At 59.6% G+C, this 20,364-nt stretch carries 17 protein-coding genes; 5 read left to right on the top strand and 12 right to left on the bottom strand.

What is annotated here, in order from left to right; all coding sequences use genetic code 11:
- The first annotated feature begins 604 nt into the window (after window positions 1-604).
- Window positions 605-1,519: a Spy/CpxP family protein refolding chaperone gene (locus tag CRI94_RS14175; protein WP_179862327.1), complete on the top strand. Its 915-nt coding sequence runs from the start codon at window positions 605-607 to the stop codon at window positions 1,517-1,519.
- Window positions 1,520-1,575: 56 nt separating this feature from the next.
- Here the strand turns inward: CRI94_RS14175 and CRI94_RS14180 are convergent, their stop codons facing one another.
- The 6 genes from CRI94_RS14180 to CRI94_RS14205 form a co-directional block, all read right to left on the bottom strand.
- On the bottom strand, window positions 1,576-2,046 hold the full coding sequence (locus CRI94_RS14180) for a response regulator (RefSeq protein WP_098077109.1): 471 nt from the start codon (window positions 2,044-2,046) through the stop codon (window positions 1,576-1,578).
- Between the two features lie 203 nt (window positions 2,047-2,249).
- Window positions 2,250-6,119, bottom strand: a complete 3,870-nt coding sequence (locus tag CRI94_RS14185; protein WP_179862328.1) for a PAS domain S-box protein — start codon at window positions 6,117-6,119, stop codon at window positions 2,250-2,252.
- A 717-nt stretch (window positions 6,120-6,836) separates the two neighbouring features.
- The gene (locus CRI94_RS14190) at window positions 6,837-7,502 is read right to left on the bottom strand and encodes a response regulator (RefSeq protein ID WP_098077115.1); all 666 of its coding nucleotides are present in this window, start codon (window positions 7,500-7,502) and stop codon (window positions 6,837-6,839) included.
- Window positions 7,503-7,754: 252 nt separating this feature from the next.
- Window positions 7,755-9,188, bottom strand: a complete 1,434-nt coding sequence (locus CRI94_RS14195; RefSeq protein ID WP_098077119.1) for a mercuric reductase — start codon at window positions 9,186-9,188, stop codon at window positions 7,755-7,757.
- Between the two features lie 72 nt (window positions 9,189-9,260).
- On the bottom strand, window positions 9,261-9,548 hold the full coding sequence (locus CRI94_RS14200; RefSeq protein ID WP_098077122.1) for a hypothetical protein: 288 nt from the start codon (window positions 9,546-9,548) through the stop codon (window positions 9,261-9,263).
- Between the two features lie 50 nt (window positions 9,549-9,598).
- On the bottom strand, window positions 9,599-10,258 hold the full coding sequence (locus CRI94_RS14205) for an RNA polymerase sigma factor (RefSeq protein WP_098077125.1): 660 nt from the start codon (window positions 10,256-10,258) through the stop codon (window positions 9,599-9,601).
- A 368-nt stretch (window positions 10,259-10,626) separates the two neighbouring features.
- Here CRI94_RS14205 and CRI94_RS14210 point away from each other — a divergent pair, with 368 nt between their 5' ends.
- From CRI94_RS14210 to CRI94_RS14225, 4 genes are all read left to right on the top strand, one after another.
- Window positions 10,627-11,970: a sensor histidine kinase gene (locus CRI94_RS14210; protein ID WP_179862329.1), complete on the top strand. Its 1,344-nt coding sequence runs from the start codon at window positions 10,627-10,629 to the stop codon at window positions 11,968-11,970.
- Window positions 11,971-12,030: 60 nt separating this feature from the next.
- Window positions 12,031-12,474, top strand: a complete 444-nt coding sequence (locus CRI94_RS14215; RefSeq protein ID WP_098077130.1) for a response regulator — start codon at window positions 12,031-12,033, stop codon at window positions 12,472-12,474.
- A 99-nt stretch (window positions 12,475-12,573) separates the two neighbouring features.
- Window positions 12,574-14,568 (top strand): sigma 54-interacting transcriptional regulator, encoded by a 1,995-nt coding sequence (locus CRI94_RS14220; RefSeq protein WP_098077133.1) that lies wholly within the window; start codon window positions 12,574-12,576, stop codon window positions 14,566-14,568.
- Between the two features lie 107 nt (window positions 14,569-14,675).
- On the top strand, window positions 14,676-15,065 hold the full coding sequence (locus CRI94_RS14225) for a hypothetical protein (protein ID WP_098077136.1): 390 nt from the start codon (window positions 14,676-14,678) through the stop codon (window positions 15,063-15,065).
- A 233-nt stretch (window positions 15,066-15,298) separates the two neighbouring features.
- Here the strand turns inward: CRI94_RS14225 and CRI94_RS14230 are convergent, their stop codons facing one another.
- From CRI94_RS14230 to CRI94_RS14255, 6 genes are all read right to left on the bottom strand, one after another.
- A complete protein-coding gene (locus CRI94_RS14230) occupies window positions 15,299-16,639 on the bottom strand; it encodes an acyl-CoA dehydrogenase family protein (protein ID WP_098077139.1) in 1,341 nt (446 codons plus the stop codon).
- 269 nt (window positions 16,640-16,908) lie between these two features.
- Complete coding sequence (locus CRI94_RS14235) at window positions 16,909-17,793, bottom strand: TlpA family protein disulfide reductase (RefSeq protein WP_143815420.1); 885 nt, start codon at window positions 17,791-17,793, stop codon at window positions 16,909-16,911.
- A gap of 192 nt (window positions 17,794-17,985) precedes the next feature.
- Window positions 17,986-18,468, bottom strand: coding sequence for a nuclear transport factor 2 family protein (locus tag CRI94_RS14240; protein ID WP_098077145.1), 483 nt, complete (start codon window positions 18,466-18,468; stop codon window positions 17,986-17,988).
- Window positions 18,469-18,573: 105 nt separating this feature from the next.
- Window positions 18,574-18,966, bottom strand: coding sequence for a VOC family protein (locus CRI94_RS14245; protein WP_098077148.1), 393 nt, complete (start codon window positions 18,964-18,966; stop codon window positions 18,574-18,576).
- A gap of 90 nt (window positions 18,967-19,056) precedes the next feature.
- Window positions 19,057-19,491, bottom strand: a complete 435-nt coding sequence (locus CRI94_RS18190; RefSeq protein WP_098077151.1) for a RipA family octameric membrane protein — start codon at window positions 19,489-19,491, stop codon at window positions 19,057-19,059.
- A 213-nt stretch (window positions 19,492-19,704) separates the two neighbouring features.
- Window positions 19,705-20,256 (bottom strand): hypothetical protein, encoded by a 552-nt coding sequence (locus tag CRI94_RS14255; RefSeq protein WP_098077154.1) that lies wholly within the window; start codon window positions 20,254-20,256, stop codon window positions 19,705-19,707.
- Between the last annotated feature and the right edge of the window lie 108 nt (window positions 20,257-20,364).

The raw sequence follows: 20,364 nt of genomic DNA on the forward strand, positions 1-20,364 counted from the left end.
GACGTGTTGCGAGCAGAGGAAGAAGTTCGGTCGTTCCCGCCCAGCCAGGATGGAAGCAAGTGCCTGATCGAAAAGGGCGACGGATCCGTCCTCCGAGTAGCATCCGGCGAACGGTCGTCATCCGTGCAGCGGGACAAGACGAGCTGAAGTGGGGAAGACGAATCCATATCGGGGCAGAAAAGAAGGGGGCGCAGCCGATAAGAAACAAACGGATTGGCGAACACCAAAGCAATGATGCCTGTCACCAGCAGAGCACAGACAGGGGGCGTTCGGATGGTCCATGCGTGGAGTTCACTAGGAAGACGACGAGAATGATGCCACGTTGCAGCAGGTGTCGATGAGAGCGTATCGATGAAGAACGGGTACTTGCAGGCGTCGCCCGGTACAGGCAAACAGAGAAGTATCCTAGACCCCGCCGGTCGCAGGGTGAAAACGAAAGCGCCTCGTCGCATCCTTGTTACAGTCTGGCCGGAATGAGATAGCGACTGCATCGATCCAACCTGCGAATTCGATGCGAGCGACCGACCTGGTTGCATCGCGGATCCATCCAATCGAGGTTGTAATCATGACACGTCATTCAAGGATTTCCATCTGCAGTCGCTCGATGCCCCGGCGATCCCTCGTCCTTCCGGCTCTGATCGCCGTCGTGTTTTTCATTACGAAAGCCGCTCTGCCCGCTCACGCACAGGTATCGGGTTCGCCGGATGCTGCGCTTGAGTCGGCCGTGAGTGCCGTCACCGAGGCCGGATTGTCGGTTGAACAGGGGGATGCGGTTCGCTCCATTCTTGAAGAAGCAGAGCGAGAGCCCGGCGCGCTGTGGACGGCAGCCGGGGCGATTCATGCAGAGCTCGGAACGACCGGCACGCTCGCCTACGCTCAGGCATTGCAGGCAAACCGTATCGAGCGACGCGCTGATCGTCGGTCGGGTCGAGGCATGAGGGGACAGCGGCATAGCCCGAGAGGACCAGGCAGGGATGCCGATTTCGTCGGTCCGGGATTGAGTGACCTGGATCTTACGGACGAGCAGCAGTCGCAGATTGCTGAGATTCGGTCGACGTACCGTCAAGAGATGCGTGCACTCCGAGATGATGCCGGGCGCCCCTCCGCAGAAACACGGGAGGCGATGCGCTCACTCCGAACGGAGATGCGATCGGAAATCCGAGCTGTTCTCACGGACGAGCAGGTACAGCAGATCGAAGAACGCCGGTCGGAGCGGCGAGGCCAGCGCGAGGTGCGTCGGGCGGAGAGTCTGGAGGCGCGTAACGAGGTGCTGAAGCTGAACGAAGAGCAAAAGCAAAAACTCGACTCGCTCAGATCCGCACATCAACAGGCACGAGCGGAGATGCGTGGACAAAGATCGAGCGTCGATCGCCGTGCCCATCGTACAGCGGGCCGGGCAGCCATCGCCGAAATTTTGGACGACGATCAGGAGGCGATCGTGACGCTGCACCGTGCACTTCGTGGCGTGATGCTGGGTGGGGACGGGCGCCCACGTGGACCTCGAGGGGGCGGGCGATAGATCAGGGCGTGTTACCAGAGCCCGTGTGTTTTAACAGCTCCGGTCGTGCCCGCCTATCATTGTGCGCGGTTGCGCCGGGGCTGTTTTTCATCGGTCGACCGCGCCGTTGATGTTGTGGGAGTCGATTGCATAGCCTCCTGAACGCTCGCACTGAGGAAGCGCTCTCCATTTTCGACCTTCTCGATCGCCGCCGATAGGTCTCGCACGTGGCTTCCCTTTATCACATAGGCGTCTGCGCCTCGGGTGAAAGCCACCTTGACGTATGCAGGTTCGCTGTGTGTCGTGAGTACGATGATGCGCGTCTGGTACTCGCGGGAGGACAGATCCTTCAAAACCTCGAGTCCGTTGCGGCCGGGCATCGTCAGGTCGAGGATGAGCAGATCGGGCTCGTGCTGTTCGAGCAGCGAGACGACATTAGATCCGTGGTTGGTGGACGCGACGACGGTATACCCCTTCTTCTGGAGAAAAGACTCCAGAATGTCCCGCATCACATCATGATCGTCGGCGAGAAGGACCGTTCCCGGCATGAGGGCACGCAAGGATGTGTATACAAGTGCTCATGAAAAGCCAGATGCACGGACCATCACAACATGGGCATCGACTTAAGAAGGCGCAGTAGAGTAGCGTGCGCCGCGAAGGCCTGCTAATTTTAGCACGCATTCAAGGATTTAAATGTAAGGGGGCCTGCATAAACAGGCAATCCATATGTGTTGCGTTCGCGAGATATTGGCTATTTTGCATCGGCTGGAAGGGTCGCGCTGATCCGCGTTCCTTCTCCGGGTTCAGATGAAATGTCGAGTTTGCCACCGAGGCGTTCTGCCCGCTCCGTCATTCCGAGCAGGCCCAGGGTTGGCGTTTCGCTCCGTTGCCATTCGGCGAGGTTGAAGCCTTTTCCATGATCGATCACATGGATGCGGAGAAAGCGGTCGTCGTGATCAACAATCACCTGTGCCGTCTGGGTATCAGCGTACCGGGCGACGTTGGTCAACGCTTCTTGCGTAATGCGGAAAGCCGCGGTTTCAAGAAGAGAGTCGAAGCGCGACTCGGGGTCGATTTCGCTCGAAAAGTCCACTTCGATGCCGGTGCGTTCGGTGAATTCATCAACCAGCCAGGGAAGGGCGGCCGACAGACCGATATCATCCAGGATTTTAGGACGAAGACTTCGGGAGACCTGGCGGAGCACCTCAGAGAGTGTTTCCGTCAGATCGTTGACATCAGCGAGCAGGTCGACCGCCTCGTGAAGATGATCTGGGTCATCTTCTGAATTGGCATCGAGGACCATCTCTACCTCCTGCAGCTTGAATTGCAAGGCAGTCACGAGGCCGCCCGTTTCATCGTGCAGTTCCTGGGCGACTCGCCGTCGCTCATCTTCCTGGGCTTGAAGGAGCTGCTGGGACATCGCGCGCAGTTCCTCGACCGCCTGCGCATTGTTGAGAGACACCGCTGCCTGCGCGCCGATTGACTGTAGCAGGGCGTGATGTCGATTCTGAAACGCCGAGGTGACAACATCGCTAGTGGCGATCAAAACCCCCATGACCTTGTCGGCCGTCGTGATAGGGGCCGCGATGAGTGATTTCGCGCCGTCAAAGAACGGGTGTTCGAGCTCTGGATGACGATGCCGCGTCATCGGAAGGTGCGTGATGCGTGGGGCTTCGAGGTTGTTATAGATCTCCGAGAATGGACCGTGCGTAAGCTGAATTTCGACATGCCCGTCCGGCTCGACCGAGATTGAGTTTTCTCCTTCGTCCACGTCGTTGGTGTGAAGGCGGCAACCGGCCGCTCGGTCATCGCTGGCAATGAGTCTCGCTGTGTCGCCATCGATCGTCCAGAGAGACGCTTTTGTGGCGGCCGGGAGCGTGTCTCGTGTCCCGGTTACGACGCGCCCGGCCACGACGTCGCTGTTGAGGTGGGTTTCGAGTCCGCGGCTGACACGGATGAGCGTCTGAAGTTCGCTGTTGAAGGCTTCGTTTCGGGAAACGGCGTGGAGTAGCGCATCTTCCGCCTCCTTTCGCTTCGTGACGTCACGGAAGACCGCGAGCACGCTCGGCTGGGTGCCGATGTCCACGTGCCGAGCCGAGATGTCGACGAGCACGGGAGAGTTCTCGTCGTCCGATGTCTGAAGAGGAACGTGGTAGCCCCGCCATTCTCCGCTTTCAACGACATGTTGCAGCCAATCGACCCAGTTCGTGGCATCCACGTCGCCTTGTGCGATGGAGTTGGCCTGCAGCGTACGGTAGTGGTGGCCGATGATCCGGTCGCGTGGACGGCCAAGTAGGTCTTCCATCGCCGTATTGCAATCCGTCACGCGGCCCGTTTCCGGGTGCAGAACCGCGTAGGCATCAGGGGCTGCGGAAAACAGGTCGCGAAACCGTCGCTCATTTTGCTTCACCGCCTCCTGAGCGCGCTCACGTGCCATCCGCGACTCGATCCACTGGCCGAGTAGTTTCATGTACTCGTTGGCCTGATGCGACTTTCTTCGGAAGGCATCAGACTGGCCGGCGAAACTGAGTATGCCCCATCGCTCGCCATCGAGGCGCAACGGAATGCCCGCCGTATGGAGTGTGCCTTGCAGAGATTGAGGTCCGTCGAATGGGAAGTCGAGAGGACCGTCAAAGGATTCGTATAAAGGCCATTCGTACGGAGGGCTGTCAAATACGCGAGAGCAAAACCCGGACAATTCGATTGTGGTGCCTTCTGCAGGGGCAATACTTCCGGCACTCTGATCGATACGCATTTGGTCGTCCTGGACGGTGGCCAGGATGCTCATATCGGCATTCAGGTACTCGCGTCCGCTCTGGAGAAGATGCTGAACCTTTCGTCCCGTGGGCATATCGTCCTCCACGCTGATCGAGTGGATCTGCCGGAGGGCTTCGAAGTTTTCCGAGAGCCGCTGTTGGGTGTCGTGTAATTCGGAAATATCGATTCCGATGCAAACGACCGAGCGGTCGCCTTCGATCTCAACCGGAGTAGCCGTAAACATGTACGGAATTTCTTCTTCATCCGTCTGGACGTGCCCTTTGAAGCGGATGGTTTCCCCCAGAAAGGCATTTCGGATGTGGTCGTTGATTTCCGGGCGCGACTGGAAATCAAAGATCTCCGTGAAGCGGCAGGCGGACACCTGAGAGGCGTCCACGCCGAGAGCCTGGCGAAGTTGTTCGTTCCAGCGCGAGATTCGCAGGTTGTGATTGAGAAGGCAGAATAGCCCGGGGAGATGATTGATCGCGTGGTCTACGAACGCGCGTTCTCCCTCCAGCGCAATCTCTGCCGTCCGTTGGCGTGTGACATCCGTCGCCGATCCAGAGATCACACACGTTCCGTCGGGGAGAGCTTCCACCCGAAGCGACACGCGAAGGTGGCGGATGTCTCCGTTTGCATCTAGGACGCGGACGTCGTGGCGGGTGTCGCCGTTTTCTTGCCAGAATCGCGGGACCTCGTCCAGGTCTTCGGGGACGAGGAAGGATTTGACGTGTTGTCCCATGACCTCGGCTGGATAGTACCCGGTCGCATGAGCAACTGCCGGGCTGACGTACCGGATGATTCCATCCTCGTCCAGCTCGAACACGATATCGTTTCCGTCTTCGAACAGTCGTTTGTGGCGCGCCGTCAGGGCCCCGATCTCCTGGATCTGCGATTGAAACGCCTGGTGAAGCGAGAGCAAGGACCCGACCGCAAGCAATAGATGCGCTGTGAGTCCGCGCAGGGACGCCGGATTCGGGTGGTCGATGAGGAGCACGCCGGTGGGACCCTCTGGAGTTGGCAGCGGGGCCGCAACCAGCAGGCATGGATCCAGGTCAGGCCGCTCAATGATCACCTCGACATTCGGTGCAGGACTCGGTATCTCCTGGACCATGGCGACGGTCTGTTCATCCATGATCGCCGATAGACAGGCGGTGCTTGCATCTTCCGGGAGCGTGTCCCAGATGTCGGATCGGGCATCCGTTACGTACCGAAACTCGGAATCCGGCTCGTCCTCCGTATCGCCCAACGTAAGAATCGAGCACGATTCGGCGTCGAGATGTTCGCGCAGTCGCTCCAGCAGATTGTCAAAGATGTGCTCCCGATGGTAGCCATGCGCCAAATCCTGAGTTAGCGACGACGTAAGTTCAAGTAGGTCGGCCGTATGCGTCGCGCGGCTTTCGCGCTTCGAGACAGGGACTGACGATACATCTGCATCGACCGGGTGTGTACCGTTCGTTGCGGCACCATTGATCGACGGCGCCGAGCGGGGCTCCAGAGTGACGACGTAGCCGACACACTGCTGGTTGGCGTGTTGTTCTGTGACCCTGAGAGCGAGGATGTCGTCCGTGTTGCACAGGCGAACGTAGAGCGGCTCGCCGGTGTGAGCGTGCGTCTCCAGAGCGTCTGTCACCGAGGAAATAGCTGCGTGGGCTTCCGGTGGTTCTGCCACGGAGTCTGGTCCGTGCTCTACGGCCGCCAGGTTGGGAAGAAGGCCGTCCGATGGAAGAGCGAGCATCTCTGTAAAAGAGCGCCCCATCAGGTCGGACGGTTCCACGTTCATAACCGACGGGGTGGCCGGGCAATGGCCGGTAATTGCACCGTTCGGTTTAACGAAAAGTGTTATTGTGGAAGGAGACGGCATATGCGTATGGGACCTCGACATGGAGGGACGTGCCGAAGCATAAACAATCGAAACAGAAGGATGAGCGGGAAGACCAGTACAGCGTTCGTAGTAAAGTCTTAGTCTGCTGAGCAAGGATGTGCTTCCGCACCACTACGGAGTCGGCGTTTCGTTCAACCGTCCGTAGATGCTGTGCATGGTATCTGTGTGCATGCCGGGAGACGCATGAATAGGCTCAGTTGTGCGATCTTACGAAGCGATTAGCGATTGCTTCGTATTCATTGAGCCGAATACTCGGGTATCCTCGCCCAGAACTTGCAATAAGCGTTCCCCGACGATTTTGCGTCGTTTCTGCAGGTGCCCGATCGACGTTTGGTTGATCCGCCGGGTGAGGATTGCGCTCTCGGTGATCAGGAGAGTCCGCGTTTGCGTTGAGGCCTGCGTTACAGGTGAACCGGTTTGAAGTCGGCTGCAGCGGCATTCCAGAAGTAGACTACGGGCAAGGAAACAATGATCGGCCGCCTGCCTGGGCTAAAATATGGTTTGAAAAGACAGCGCCACATCTGCCCGTGTTTTGAGAAATGTACTTTTTAAATATGTAAAGTTAATAAATTTGAATGAGGATGGATAAAGGATTTCGCCGGATCAGCGCGTGTACGTACAGGTTTTCATACTGGAAATACGTAGAAGTGCGTACGGCGTCCGTAGGAAAAACAGAGCCAATAAAACGGTTAGATTTTACGCCTCTCCGGGTAGATCTGACGGCTGTACGGTTCGCTGATTGACGAGATGGATCAGGTCTGCGGTTCGCGAGACATCAAGTTTTGCCATCAGGTTTTGCCGGTGTTTGTCAACCGTGCGTTTGCTGATGAAAAGCTCGTCCCCGATTTCGGCACTGGTCAATCCTTCCACCACGAGATTCATGACCTCGATTTCTCGCTTGGTCAAGAGGTCGAACCGATCCGTGGTTGCACTTTCTTCCTCCTCATCCGCCATCTCAAGCAGTCGTTCCGGGAGAGACGGGCTAAGGTAGCGTTCGCCATGGATCGCCGCCTTGACTGCGGCAATGAGTTCGGACGGGGCGTCTCCCTTCAGGACGTACCCACGTGCGCCAAGATGAAAGGCACGGACGACGTAGGCATCTTCTTCGTGTCCTGAGTACACGATGGTTCGCGTATTGGGGGAGACAGACTGAATCTGCGTGAGCAAGTCCAGACCACTGATGCCGGGAAGATTCAGGTCGAGCGTCAGTATGTCGGGGGTGTGCTCGCGAAGGGATGGGATCACTTCGCCTCCGCGAGTACATCTTGCTGCGACTCGTGCACCTAATTCACGGTCGAGCATGCCCTGGATTCCGTCGGCGGTTAATTGATGATCCTCAGCAATGACAATGGACGTGAGCATGGAGAGCGAGGATAAAAAAAGAGGACATCTTACCTGCAGTTAAGATTCGTGGTCAAAGAGGATGCCAGCAGCGAAATTATCAAGGTGAATTATTTTGGCGCTCCTCCTGGGGCGGATTTGTATCGTTCATTCGACTCTTTCGCAAACACTTCAGTGTTGTTCAAGTCGTATTTTCGAGTTTGTAAACACATGGAGAAAATGCATTCATCCAGGTGTAAGGATTCTGGCCTGCTAGATGAGGTCAAAGGAAGATTATGCCGGTGCGGATACGGCCTCGTCGTCAATTTGGGCAAACAGGTTGTTGAGTGACTCAATGTACGTCGGATGGCTGAAGATGCCATCACGAAGCTGGTCATAGCGTAGTTCGCCCATCATCGCGATTTGCAGTGCTGAAGCGATTTCTCCACCCTGGGCGCCCAGCACCGTCGCTCCGAGGATGTGTCCGGTCTTGTTGTCGACGACGGCCTCCATGAATCCGCGGGTTTCGTCGGTTTCAAGTGCTCGCGCGACCTGCGACATCGGCAGGTGGGCGACCTGGATGTCGTCGTTCTGCTTGTTTGCTTGCCCGGCAGATAGACCGATGCGCCCGAGTTGTGGGTCGGTGAACACGGTGTATGGCACGAGCCGATTTGTCGTGGTTCGGTCGCCGTCGTGCAGCCAGCGGTCGCGCAGGATTCTATAGTCATCGTAGGAGATGTGCGTAAACGCTGCTCCGCCCGTGACGTCGCCGATAGCATAGATCCCGTCGGTCGATGTTTGCAGCCGCTCGTTTACGGCGATGTGGCCTCGGTCGTCCGTCTCGACGTTAGCTGCATCCAGTCCGAGGTCGTCCGTGTTGGGCTGTCGTCCCGCTGCGATCAGGACGTGCGTTCCGGCCAGGTCTTCGCTCCCCTCCGGCCCGTCCACCGTGACCTGTAGGGAGTCGTCGACTCGCGCGATGGCGGTGATCTCGCTGTGGACGCGAACGTCGACGCCATCATTCTCCAGTACCTCCCACAACGCCTTCGCCGTATCGCGATCCTCTCGGGCCAGCACCTGATCCCCTCGCTCGATGATTGTCACCTCGGCGCCGAACCGGCGAAACATCTGACCGAACTCCAGCCCGATGTACCCACCACCGAGGACGATGAGATGGTCGGGCACCTCGTCGAGCTCCATGATCGTCGTGGAGGTCAACACGCCGTCCAACTCGATGCCCTTGATCGGAGGCATGAACGGGCGGGCGCCCGTGTTGATGACGATGCGATCGGCCGTCACGGTTCGCGTTGACCCGTCGTGCAGGGTTACCTCGACTGTCCGTTCCCCCGTGAACTCGGCATGGCCCTCGATGAGATCTAGCGTCTTGTGGTCGACGAGGGACGAACGGCTGCCGTCCCTGAACATGTCGACGACCTCCTGCTTTCGTTCGCGAATGACGCTCTGGTCTACGGAGACCTCACCCGTCGCAACGCCGAAGTCACTCGCTCGCCGGGCCAGGTGGGCGACGCGAGCGCTTGCCACCATCGTCTTCGTCGGCGTGCAGCCCTCGTTGACGCACGTCCCTCCGACGTGCTTCCGTTCTATGATCGCGACAGAGTGACCCGCCTCGGCCATCGTCCCGGCGAGCGGGCCGCCCCCCTGTCCGGCACCGATGACGAGCAGGTCGTACGATTGGGGGGGCGAGGCGTCGTTGGTAGAAGCAGTCATAAGCTCGAAAAGAAAGAGGCTGAAAGCAGGAGGAGTGGTCGTGTGCGGGCGCGGAAGTGGGATCCGGCTTGGTTACTCGGTCGTGGCGGCGTCGAGGGCAGAGGTACAGGCCGAGAGGCTGCCGAGGCCATCAGGCAGGATGATCACGGGGTCGGCACCCTCGGATCGAGGCAGGACAATCGCCGACCGGCTCCGGGTGGCGCACTGCTCGATCGCGGTGCGGGTCACGTTCAGGTACCGGGCGAGAGATTGGATCGTGCCGAGGGTTTCTCCATCTTCGGCGATACGAAGAGACGACCTCTCAGGGCTGGGAGAGTGGTGTGATTCGTCGGGTCGGAAACGAGGCTGCGTGTCGATCATGGCGAGTGGGCGTCTCGAGTGCAACGGCTATAGGTTGATGCGGGGACAGATCAGGCAGCAGCGGGAAGGTCGTCGAGCTTTGAGCGCAGAAGTTCTTCCATGCGCTGCCGAGCACGGTGCAGGCGAACGCGGACATTGACGCGAGTGAGGCCAAGAGCATCTGCAACTTCGCGCGTCGATCTCTCCTCCAGGTCCCGGATCTGGATGATCTCTCGGTACGACTCCGGAAGTTTTCGGAGCGCCGCGTGAACGATGTCGTAGCGTTCGGATCGTTCGGCTCGCACTCGGGGCGTTTCGTCATATTTCGAGTAGCCATTCGAGCGGAAGTCCCGGGAGCCGATCCACTCCAGGGTCTCGTCTTCCGCGGTGGTGTACCGCTCTTGATCGCGGAAGTGACGGAGCGCGAGGTTCCGCGCAATCCCGCAGAGCCAGGTCGATACCTTGGCGTCGCCGCGGAAGCGGTGCACGGACCGCAGCGCCTGGTAAAGCGTTTCCTGCAGTAGCTCCTCGGCCACATTCCGGTCTTTCACCATCTTCAACAGCAGCCGGTAGACGATATCGCGGTTGCCGTATATCCACCGCTCGACAGCCTCATTCTCCCGAGACCGCAGAGCGTCGAGCGCATCGGAGGTGGGACGACCGGAGACATCGACGCTCGGAGGAGTGGAGGATTCAGCGGACGATCGAGACGACGAAACGAGTCTCAGCATGGGATCAGGACGGTCGAGTTGAGGGAAAAGTGAGCACGTTGCCGGCAACCGATGTGCCTGCACACTCCTTGTAAATGATAGAAGCGTGCCATCCCGATCAGGCGCGAAATATTTTTAGTCCAAGTGTCTATTTATACTGTCTTTGATCAAAAGAAGTTGGCGTGAAGCTGGGTCGGTAGTTCGAGCGTAGTCGTCGGTATGTCGTCGGCGTGACGATATGTCGACGTCAAAATTTTTCGTCCGAGCGAAGGAGCGAGTGGAGCGCGGCTCATGAATCGCCTGCCGACATCGACCCCTCATTGCGTGTCCCGGCGGCAGGCGGTATTCTGTGATTACAACGCTTCCTTTTGATTAGACGACAGATGGGTATGTCCCGGCCCCCCGATTCGGAAGCAAATCCTGTCCTGGATGATCGTGTAGAGGAGCGGACGCGTCGGCTTCGAACCTATGCGCGTCGCCTCGAACTGCTGCGGGAGGTGGATCACGCCATTCTTCGCGCGGAGTCGCCAACGGACATTGCCACGGCCGCCCTGCGCGGACTTCATGGGTTCCTGCCCGCCATCCGGTCGAGCGTCACGATGTTTTGCTTCGATACCAACGAGGCGGAAATTCTGGCGATGTACCGCTCAGGGGAGACCGAGCTGAAACCCGGGATGCGCATTCCCATGGACCACATGCCAACGCCGAAGCCGTTGTACGAAGGCAATCCCGTCTTCGTCGACGACCTGAGTGTGTCGGCTGATACCGTCATCCAGCGGCGGTTGCATGAGGAAGAGGGCGTTCGCTCGTACATGTGCCTCCCGATGCGCGTGGACGGCGAATTGATCGGTATAATGAACGTCGGGGCAAGCGAGCCGAGTGCGTACGGCGTGCACGAGCAGCAGATGGCGCAGGAGGTGGCGAATCCGCTCGCGATCGCGATTCGCCAGGCGCGGCTGACAGAACAGGTTCGTCGTCACTCGGATCGGCTGGAGCAACGCGTCGCCGAACGTACGGAGGAGCTGGAATCATTCACGTACTCGGTGTCCCACGACCTGCGCACGCCGCTCCGGGCGATCGACGGGTATGCGCGGTTGCTGATGGAGCGCAGTTCCGATCAACTCGACGAGGAAGGGGAGCGACTCCTTGGCGTGATTTACGAGAACACGCAGAAGATGGGGCGACTCATCGACGACTTGTTGAGCCTGTCGCGTCTCGGTCGGCAGGAACTGCGACGGCGCGAGATCGACATGCGCGGACTGGTCGAGGAGGCGATGGGAGAAGCGGTGTCCGATGGAGAAGAGGAGCGCGTGACCGTGCAGGTGAGTGATCTTCCTTCGGCCTCGGCCGATCGCGCCATGCTCCGACGCGTCTGGGTGAATCTGCTCTCGAATGCAATCAAGTTTACGCGCGATACGGAAGCTCCTCGCATTAACGTGTATGCGGTCGCTGCCTCCGATTGTGCCGTTCCCGTGGAAGAAGAGGTCGCACCCGGTCAGGTCGTCTACGTCATCGAGGACAATGGCGCCGGGTTCGACGATCGTTATATCGACAAGCTGTTCGGGGTATTTCAGCGGCTGCACGACGACACCGACTTTCAAGGGACCGGTGTCGGTCTCGCCATCGTGGACCGCGTCATCCGCCGGCACGGCGGGTGCGTATGGGCGGAGAGCAAAGCCGGAGAGGGAGCAACGTTTTACTTTACTCTGGGAGCGGATGGAGCGTCGGTGTAACGGGACACGGGAAGAGATGACATAGGACTACGTCGGAATTTTCGCCCTTCGTGCACGTGTATGTGTGACGGCCCTGTCGACATTCTTCTGGTAGACGATCAGGCATCAGACGCCGAACTGGCGCTCCATGCGCTCCGTGGGTTGGAGTCGGTGCGGCGCGTCCATGTCGTGCGAAATGGTGCGGATGCGCTCGACTTCCTGTTCGCTCGCGGCGTGTTTGCGAATCGAAAGGACGAGCCTGCTCCCCGACTGATTCTGCTGGACCTAAAGTTGCCTCGCGTCAGCGGAATCGAGGTTCTGGATGTTCTTAAGTCCGATCCCCAAACGCGCAACATTCCCGTCATCGCCCTGACATCCTCCTGCGAAGCCTGCGATGTGGAGCGGTGCTACGACCTCGGCGTTAACAGCTACGTCGTGAAGCCGGTGGACTTTTCCGCATTTACCGAGACGGTGCAGCGGATCGCGCAGTACTGGCTGACGACGAATGAAGCGCCTGTATGTTAGCACGTCGCCAAGCATAATCCATTTCCCTTGGAACCGCCCGATAGATGGTGCTACATTGTGGTGCACCACCGGTCGTTTTCGTCTTTTTCCGCATCCGCTATGTCTGACGCTCCTTCCCCTCCACGACCGCCTACGACCCATCCGGGAGGCCAGGTGTCTATGGTCGAGACGGACGAGCCCCTTCGGATTGTGTTGCTCGAGGACGTGGCGACCGACGCTGAGTTGATTCAGGCGGAGCTTGCGCGAGAAGGATTTGATTTCAAGGTTCGGCAGGTGACGTCGCGGGATGGGTTCGAGTTGGCACTTCAGGCGGAAACACCCGACCTGATCCTGACCGACTACAACCTTCCTGCCTTCGACGGCCCGGAGGCGCTTGAGATGGCGCTTGAGATGCACCCGGATGTCCCGGTCGTGTTCGTGTCCGGGGCCATCGGTGAAGAGCGCGCCATCGAGACGCTGAAGCAGGGGGCGACCGACTACGTGCTGAAGGATCGTCTGTCGCGTCTCGGTCCGGCCGTGCGGCGGGCGCTGCGGGAAGCGGCCGAGCGAAACGCAAGGAAGCGGGCCGAGGAAGCGTTGCGAGATGCCAAAGATGCGCTTGAGCAGAAGGTTGAGGCACGAACGGCGGACCTGAGCGAGGCAAACGAACGGCTCAAGGCGGAGGTGGAGGAACGCAAGCGGGCTGAGCAGGCCCTTCGCGCTCGCGAGACGGAGCTTTCCGGTATCATCAACTCGGCCATCGATGCCATCATCAGCATCGACGAGCGGCTGACGGTGCACCGATGGAATCCGGCGGCAGAGCGTGCGTTTGGCGTGCCGGCAACAGAAGCTCACGACACGGATATCACGCCTCTTTTGAGCCCCGCCCTCGAAGCCATCGTGCGGTCGTACATCGACGAGAACCCGCCCGGGACGGACACGCGGGACGAAGGTCGGTACGTGAGCGCATCGGACGAAGTCCACGGCATCCGGCGCGACGGCTCCGCCTTCTGCGTCGAGGCCACGCTGTCTCAGATCCATGCACCAGAGTCGTCATCTGAGGGGCGGTATCTGCTCATCCTGCGTGACGTTCACGAGGTCAAGCAGGCGGAGGACCGGCTTCAGCAGCTTCAATCCGAGCGGGTCTACCTTCGCGAAGAAATCGAGAGTGAGTACAATTTCAAAGAGATCGTCGGCGCGTCGCCTCCCATTCAGTCGATTTTTGACGCGATCGATCAGGTGGCAGATACGGAGACGACGGTGCTGGTATGCGGCGAGACGGGGACGGGAAAGGAGCTGGTCGCCCGCGCCCTACACGACCGGAGTCGGCGGTCGGAGGAAACGCTGGTCAAGGTCAACTGCGCGGCGCTTCCCGCGCACCTGATCGAGAGCGAACTGTTCGGGCACGAAAAGGGCGCGTTCACTGGCGCGACGAAGCAGCGGATCGGTCGCTTCGAGCTGGCGGATGGCGGCACGCTCTTTTTGGACGAGATCGGCGAGTTGCCAATGGAGACGCAGTCGAAGCTCCTGCGGGCGTTGCAGGAGCAGGAGTTCGAGCGGGTCGGCGGAGAGGAGACGGTCCACGTCGATACACGCATTATTGCCGCTACGAACCGCGAGTTGGAGGAAGAGGTGGAGAGAGGGTCGTTTCGCCAGGATCTCTACTACCGCCTCAACATTTTTCCGATTTGCCTGCCTCCGCTACGGGATCGGGGCGACGACGTACAGCTTCTCGCAGATCACTTCGTCGAGACCTTCTCTGGTCGTACCGGCACGGAGATCACGGGTATCGATCCCGGCGCACGCGCCATGTTGCAGCGATACGACTGGCCCGGTAATGTTCGCGAGCTGGCAAATATTATCGAGCGCGCGGTCATTCTGGCGCGTGGCGAGACGATCCGTGCCGAGCATCTGTCAATCCAGGCGCGCACGAGCGGTACGTCGCGGTTTCCGACGATGGAAGAGGCACAGTGTCGCCATATCATCGACGCGCTGGAGCGAACCGGCGGCGTCGTGGGCGGCGCCCAGGGGGCGGCTGCAATGCTGGACCTGCCGCGGACGACGCTGCTATCCCAGATGGACCGCCTTGGCATCGACCCGTCCGACTACCGGTAGACGAAACCGCATCGGGTCGGCGGTTGATTGAGGCATCTGCAGGAACGCGTGCGACTCATATTCGTGGATCCAACGGTCCATTTTTCTTCTGTCAGCCCACCTTCCGCATGCTTTCCGACGAATCCCTTCAGGAACTCGAGCGCCACGTCAACGCCTGCGACGAGGCTCGCGAAAAGCTCCAGTCTGCCCTCGACGACGCCGAGTCGGTCGGCACGGATGCCCCCGCGGATAAAAAGGCTGCTGCGCTTGAGCCCGTCGCGGACGCCATCAAGCAATGGCGCGACCATCAAAAGGCCTTCATGGACGCGGTCGAAGAGTCCGAGGCCCCGGACGTCCCCATGGCGGCGCTTTTCCTGAAGAACAAAGCCGACGTGGATGCCACAAACGCCCGCCGCGGTCTGCCCGGCGCGCACGTTGAAGGTACCGACCAGCCGTTCGACCTCGACCTGACCGGTACGCGCGGCACGATCCTCACAAACGCGATTATGGAGTTGTGAGGTGTGAGGTGTGAGGGATGGGGGATGAGGGGAATTGGAGAGAGGGAGAGTGGGAGAAAGGGTGGAGTTGCCCCGGTCCGGTAGATGTAGCTTCTCCAGACCGGTAAATGCCCGCTCCACCGCGGAGGGCACAGCGCAGAGCGCTAGGATCCCCACGTGTGTCGGATGCCGATCCCGTTCGCTTTCAATCCCACAAACAACCGACGATCAACCACCCACAACCAGCGCAGCCGTTACACAAAAGCGCTCTGTCCCGTAATCCCGCGGCCGACGATTAACGCGTTCATCTCGCGGGAGCCCTCGTAGGCGTAGACGGCTTCTGCGTCGGCGAAGAGGCGGGCGACATCGTGTTCGAGGAGAATGCCGTTGCCGCCCATCAGTCCGCGGGCGATGGAAACGACTTCGCGCATCGTGTCGCAGCACCAGACCTTCGCCAGGCTCGCGCGCTCCGGTGTGATGTAGCCGTCCCGGGCTTCTGCGCGGCCGAGCTGCATCACGAACGTCTGCAGGGCCGTCACCTTGCCGAGCATGCGGACGAGCTGATCCTGCACCATCTGGAAGGAGGTGATCCGCTTGCCGAACTGGATGCGCTCGTTGCAGTATTCCAGCGCCTTCTCGTACGCTCCGGCGGCGAGACCGGCGGCTTCCCACGCTACGCCCGCACGGCAGGAGGCCAGCTGCAGGCCGACGTCAGCGAACTTCTCCACGCCGGGCAGCCGGTTCGACTCCGGCACCTCCACGTCGTTGATCTCGATCAAGACGTTCTCGACGGCCCGCTTCGAGATTTTACCCGGCAGCTTCTCCACCTCGTAGCCCTCCGTGCCGAGTTCGACGAGGAAGCCCTTTACGTTTCCGTCCCGCGTGTCACGCGCCCAGATGATGTTGACGTCGGCGAACGTCGCGTTGCCCGACCATTTCTTCGCGCCGTTCAGCACCCAGGTGTCGCCCCGTTTCACCGCTGTCGTCTCAAGTCCGCGCGAGGCATCAGACCCATGCTTCGGCTCCGTCAGCGCCCAGGAGCCGATCATCTCGAAGTCCTCCATCGGGCGCAGGTATTTCTCCTTCTGCTCCTCCGACCCGAACATTGCCAGCGAGCCCATCGACAACCCGGTGTGCACGCCCCAGAAGGTGCAGAACGACGGGTCGACACGCGACATCTCGTAGCTGATGAGGCCGACGGCGATCGGGTCGTCCGGCGGAAAGCTGTACCCGTCGCTCATGACGTCGGCGAAGAGGTCGCCGGCCGCGGGAATGAGGTCGCGGGGAAAGACGCCTTCTTCCCACGCCTCGTTGGCCTGCGGCGCGACCGTCTCTTCCATGAACGACCGGACACGCTGCTTGACGCGCTTCTGCTCGTCCGTCAGGTCGGCGAACACGTCGTAGAAGTCGCCGTCAATGGGCGGTGGTTCCGGGGAGCGTTGAGGCCGAGCGGGGCGCGCGCCATCGGCAAGGCGCTCGAGGTCGCGAGCGTCGAGATCATCGAGCCGGTCGAGTAGGGCCGAGACGTCCGTTTTGTCGGAGAGTCGAGAGAGCGTCTCGGGGTCAATGCCGAGGCGGTCGGGCGTGGCTTCCATAACAAGACAGTTGGTCAACAGGGGGAGACGGATGGGTGTGTATCGTCTTCACCCGTCCTTCGTCCCGTGAGCCCGGCAAAGGTTGCCCGTTCGTTACGGGGAGTCGTTGATGCGTTTGTGCGTTGAAACGTTAGGGCGTTGTACGTTGGGGCGATCGTCGATACGGATAGAGAGGTTGGGATTGCAGATTTAGGATTCAGAATCGGAAAAAGCACCCCCAGGCACTGCTGCTGGATCCGAATGGAGCGAATCCAATCCACAATCCACAACTAACCATCAACATCACGCAGCGCCGTTTCCGCCTGTTTGAGCGAACTGAAGGTCCGGTACTGCCCATCCGGATCCACGATGAAGTGTAGCGGCAACGCGCCGATGTTGAGGGCGCGGCGGGTTTCGTCGGGCGAGCGAGCGATGACCTGCGGGCCTTTTGGGTCGTTCTCGTCCAGGTACGTCTTCCAGGCCGATTTGTCCTCATCGATGGAAAGGTCGAGAAAGCCCACCGATTCCTCGTCGGCCATCTCTGCTTTCAGTCGCTCCAGGTCCGGCTTCTCCGCGAGGCACGGCCCGCACCACGTCGCCCAGATGGTCACGAGGTGCGTTTTACCACGGAGGTTCTTCAGGTGAAAGTCGTCTCCGTTCGGGGTTGCGAGTACGTGTTCTGGGAGGGCACGGCGCTCCTGCTCGGTGAAGTCCCAGATCGTGTTTACCACCGACAGATCGCCCTCGGCCGCCGGGTTCGCTGTGGTCGTTTCGATGCGCAGCGGCTGGGAGAAGAGAAAAACGGCGAAGATGGTCGCTACCGACGTCGTGGCGAGGATTTTCGTGGAGCGCGACAGCTCCGGGCGAGTGACGGCCAGCGTGAGGATGCCGACCGCGAAGAGCACCAGCACGAACGGCAGGTAGAAGAATTTGAAGAGGTCGAAGACGGCGAACGGGAGGAAGAGGACGGGCAGCAGGAGCAGCGGCGTCTCCCGGTTGATGTATCCCGCCGCGCCGAGGCTCAGCGCGCAGATCAGGATGGGAATCCACTTCAGGAGGTTCACATTGTAGATCTGATACGGATTCCAGAACATGAAGACGTAGAACAGCGCCGCCATCACAGCCACCGTCGAGACAAGACCGGCGAGAATGCGAAGGAGATCAGTCTTCTTCATAATGGAGAGAAGGGAAAGGAGAGATCGCTGACGGGTCTGCCGGAGCACGAGGTCGCCCGTCTACGGTTCAGCCCGGACGACACGCTCGGTCATTTATAGACAAAAAGAGATGCCGTCCTAACATCGGGGCGTCGAATGGATGATGCAAGTTTCCCTTCGTTCCTGCTCTCATGCGGCGCGCTGATTCAGTCGCTAGTGACCGTAGCTGATCACGCGCGACACCTTCCACGTGTCGCCAACCTTCCGCCAGACCTGTACGAACGGAAAGGTGCCGCAGTCCTCCCCTTTCGCGGTGTCGTGGCAGAACGTATGTTTGCCGACCTCGATTGCGCCGTATCCTGGAATCGGGTAGACTTCCAGGCTGCCCGGGACGAGTTCACGCGTCAGCCCATTTCCCCGGCTGAAGAGCTCTTCGAAGGCTGCCATATTTTCGTCGTAGGAGGTGAGTCCGGACTTGTCGTGATAGAACTCCAGGTCTCGGGTAAACAGCGTCTTGAGCTGATTGAGATCTCCGCGATTGAACGTGCTGAACATGACGCTGTCCATCGCAGCAATCTCCCGGTGCAACTCATCCGACGGCGGTAGAGGCGGACCGGATTGGCCAAAGGCATGTCCGGTCGAGGTGAACGCCGAGACGGCGAACATCAGGAGAAGCAACAGGTGACGATGCGACATCAGCGGGTGGGCCTGTGTGGACGAAAAGCGATGCGTACGCCCGACCCACGGTGCAACCGGTTCGAGAGTTACAGAAGGAGCACCGCTCCAGAAACGGCAAGACACTCAGCGTACGTCGCCCGGCCCCGCGGCCATCTGTTTTTCGAAGGTCTCATCGTCCTTGAACGCGCAGAGGTTGCCGGCCGGATCGGTAAACTTGGCCACGGTGCCCCAGTCGTGCTCCTGGTAATCGACGCCGATGCCCTGCCGGGCGAGAGCATCGGCGCGGGCCCGCACGTCCGGGACGTTTATGCGGAGGCACATGGAGTGGCGGGTGTCTGGCGTCGAGCCGTGGTCGTCGTCACCGCGCTCGACCATGAGGTAGCTGGCGCCGAACTCGAAGCAGGTCAGGTCCGGCGTATCGAAGGCGACGGGCAGGCCGATCACGTCACGGTAGAAATCGACGCATTCGACGTATTCATCGACGTACAGAATGACGCCGGTGCGAGTGAAGGACATGGTCGGGGCTGTTGGGAAAGGGCCGGAAAGCAGATAGGCTCGAAGATCGCCGTCTCCGAATCACGAGTGCAATTCATGGCCTTCATTCTACTATCGTGTAAGTATCTCGACGATCAAGATTATCCACGCTATTCCGACCACTGAGGGCACCCAGCGACCCAAAATCGTCATCCCTTTCGCTCGCAGCCAGCCGTCTCGTTGGTCAGAGTAATCTGGGTACTCTTCTGCGAATAGTTCGAGTCTCTCAACAGCAAGGTCGAAGTCACCTTCCTGGCGCATTGCTATGAGAACCCACATTAGAGTTAAGAGGATGCCTAAAGCACATATTGAAACCAGCGCCCAAATCTGTGTGCTGGCATCTAGAGTGGCGTAAAATACAAAAAGCATCGCTTCAGCAACGAGGAAAAAGTTGCTCCGATCGCTATGCATTTTCTCCTCGTGGAGTGCGTGCTCCCAAACTCGTTGAATGGTGGCTTGAGTAGGAGCATTATGAGGCGTGGGGCGGTTCGTCGGTTCGCTAAACATTTCTACAGGAGGAAGTGGCGAATACCTGCGGGAGCAATAAGTAATAACCGACGCATTATTACGGTGCTAAATCGTCTCGGGTGAAATGCATATTCGCCTTATCCACTGATAGCTTATCGTTTTAGAATTTTCGTTCTGTAGGGGGCAAGGAACATTCAGCACCTACCGTTGGGACACACGTTGTTAGCCGCTTCGGTCTCCAGGCACTTGCTGTTACAGCTGGGGAGCGCGTCCCTTCAACCAGATCCGAATCGAAAAGAGCTTCTCATCCCGAATCTCCAGCGAGATTTGGTGGGGCAGATACGACCACAGCTTCACACCATCCATGTCCTCCACGTCTTTCGTCTGTCGCAGCGGCCCGAATACGGCGGTGATCGAATCCTCGGGGACGCCCAACTCGACCGACGAAAAGTCCCAGTCGTACAGCGGATCGATCTTCGATCCGGTGAGCTGAATGAGCGTCAACGTATCGCCTACGCCGCCGAGGAGTAAGTAGGGCGGCGGCTTATCCGAAGCGGGCTTCAGTCTGTACAGGTAGAGCCTCTGCGAGTCGGTGTCCACAACGCGGCGCGCCGGCGTGCCGAGCGGCTCGGTTTGCTCACCGAATGGAAGCCCAAGTTGGAACGGTCCGATGTGTTGGCACATCGCCTCTTCGGGAATGCGATCTTGAAGGGCCTGAGTCGCCGGGGCTTCTGCATCGAGCTGGCATGAGATCGTGCTGCCACCAAACTGGTACTCTCGGTCCGGTAGCGTGTCCGCGATCATCTGCTGATGGTGCGTGCCGTCAAGAATTGAAACCGGGTGAGAGGGGCGCGCTGCTCCGAGAAGGACGAAGCAGGTGACGAGGGCGAGTGCGAGAGTGAAGGGTCACTT

The sequence above is a fragment of the Longibacter salinarum genome (assembly GCF_002554795.1).
Lineage (GTDB): Bacteria > Bacteroidota > Rhodothermia > Rhodothermales > Salinibacteraceae > Longibacter > Longibacter salinarum.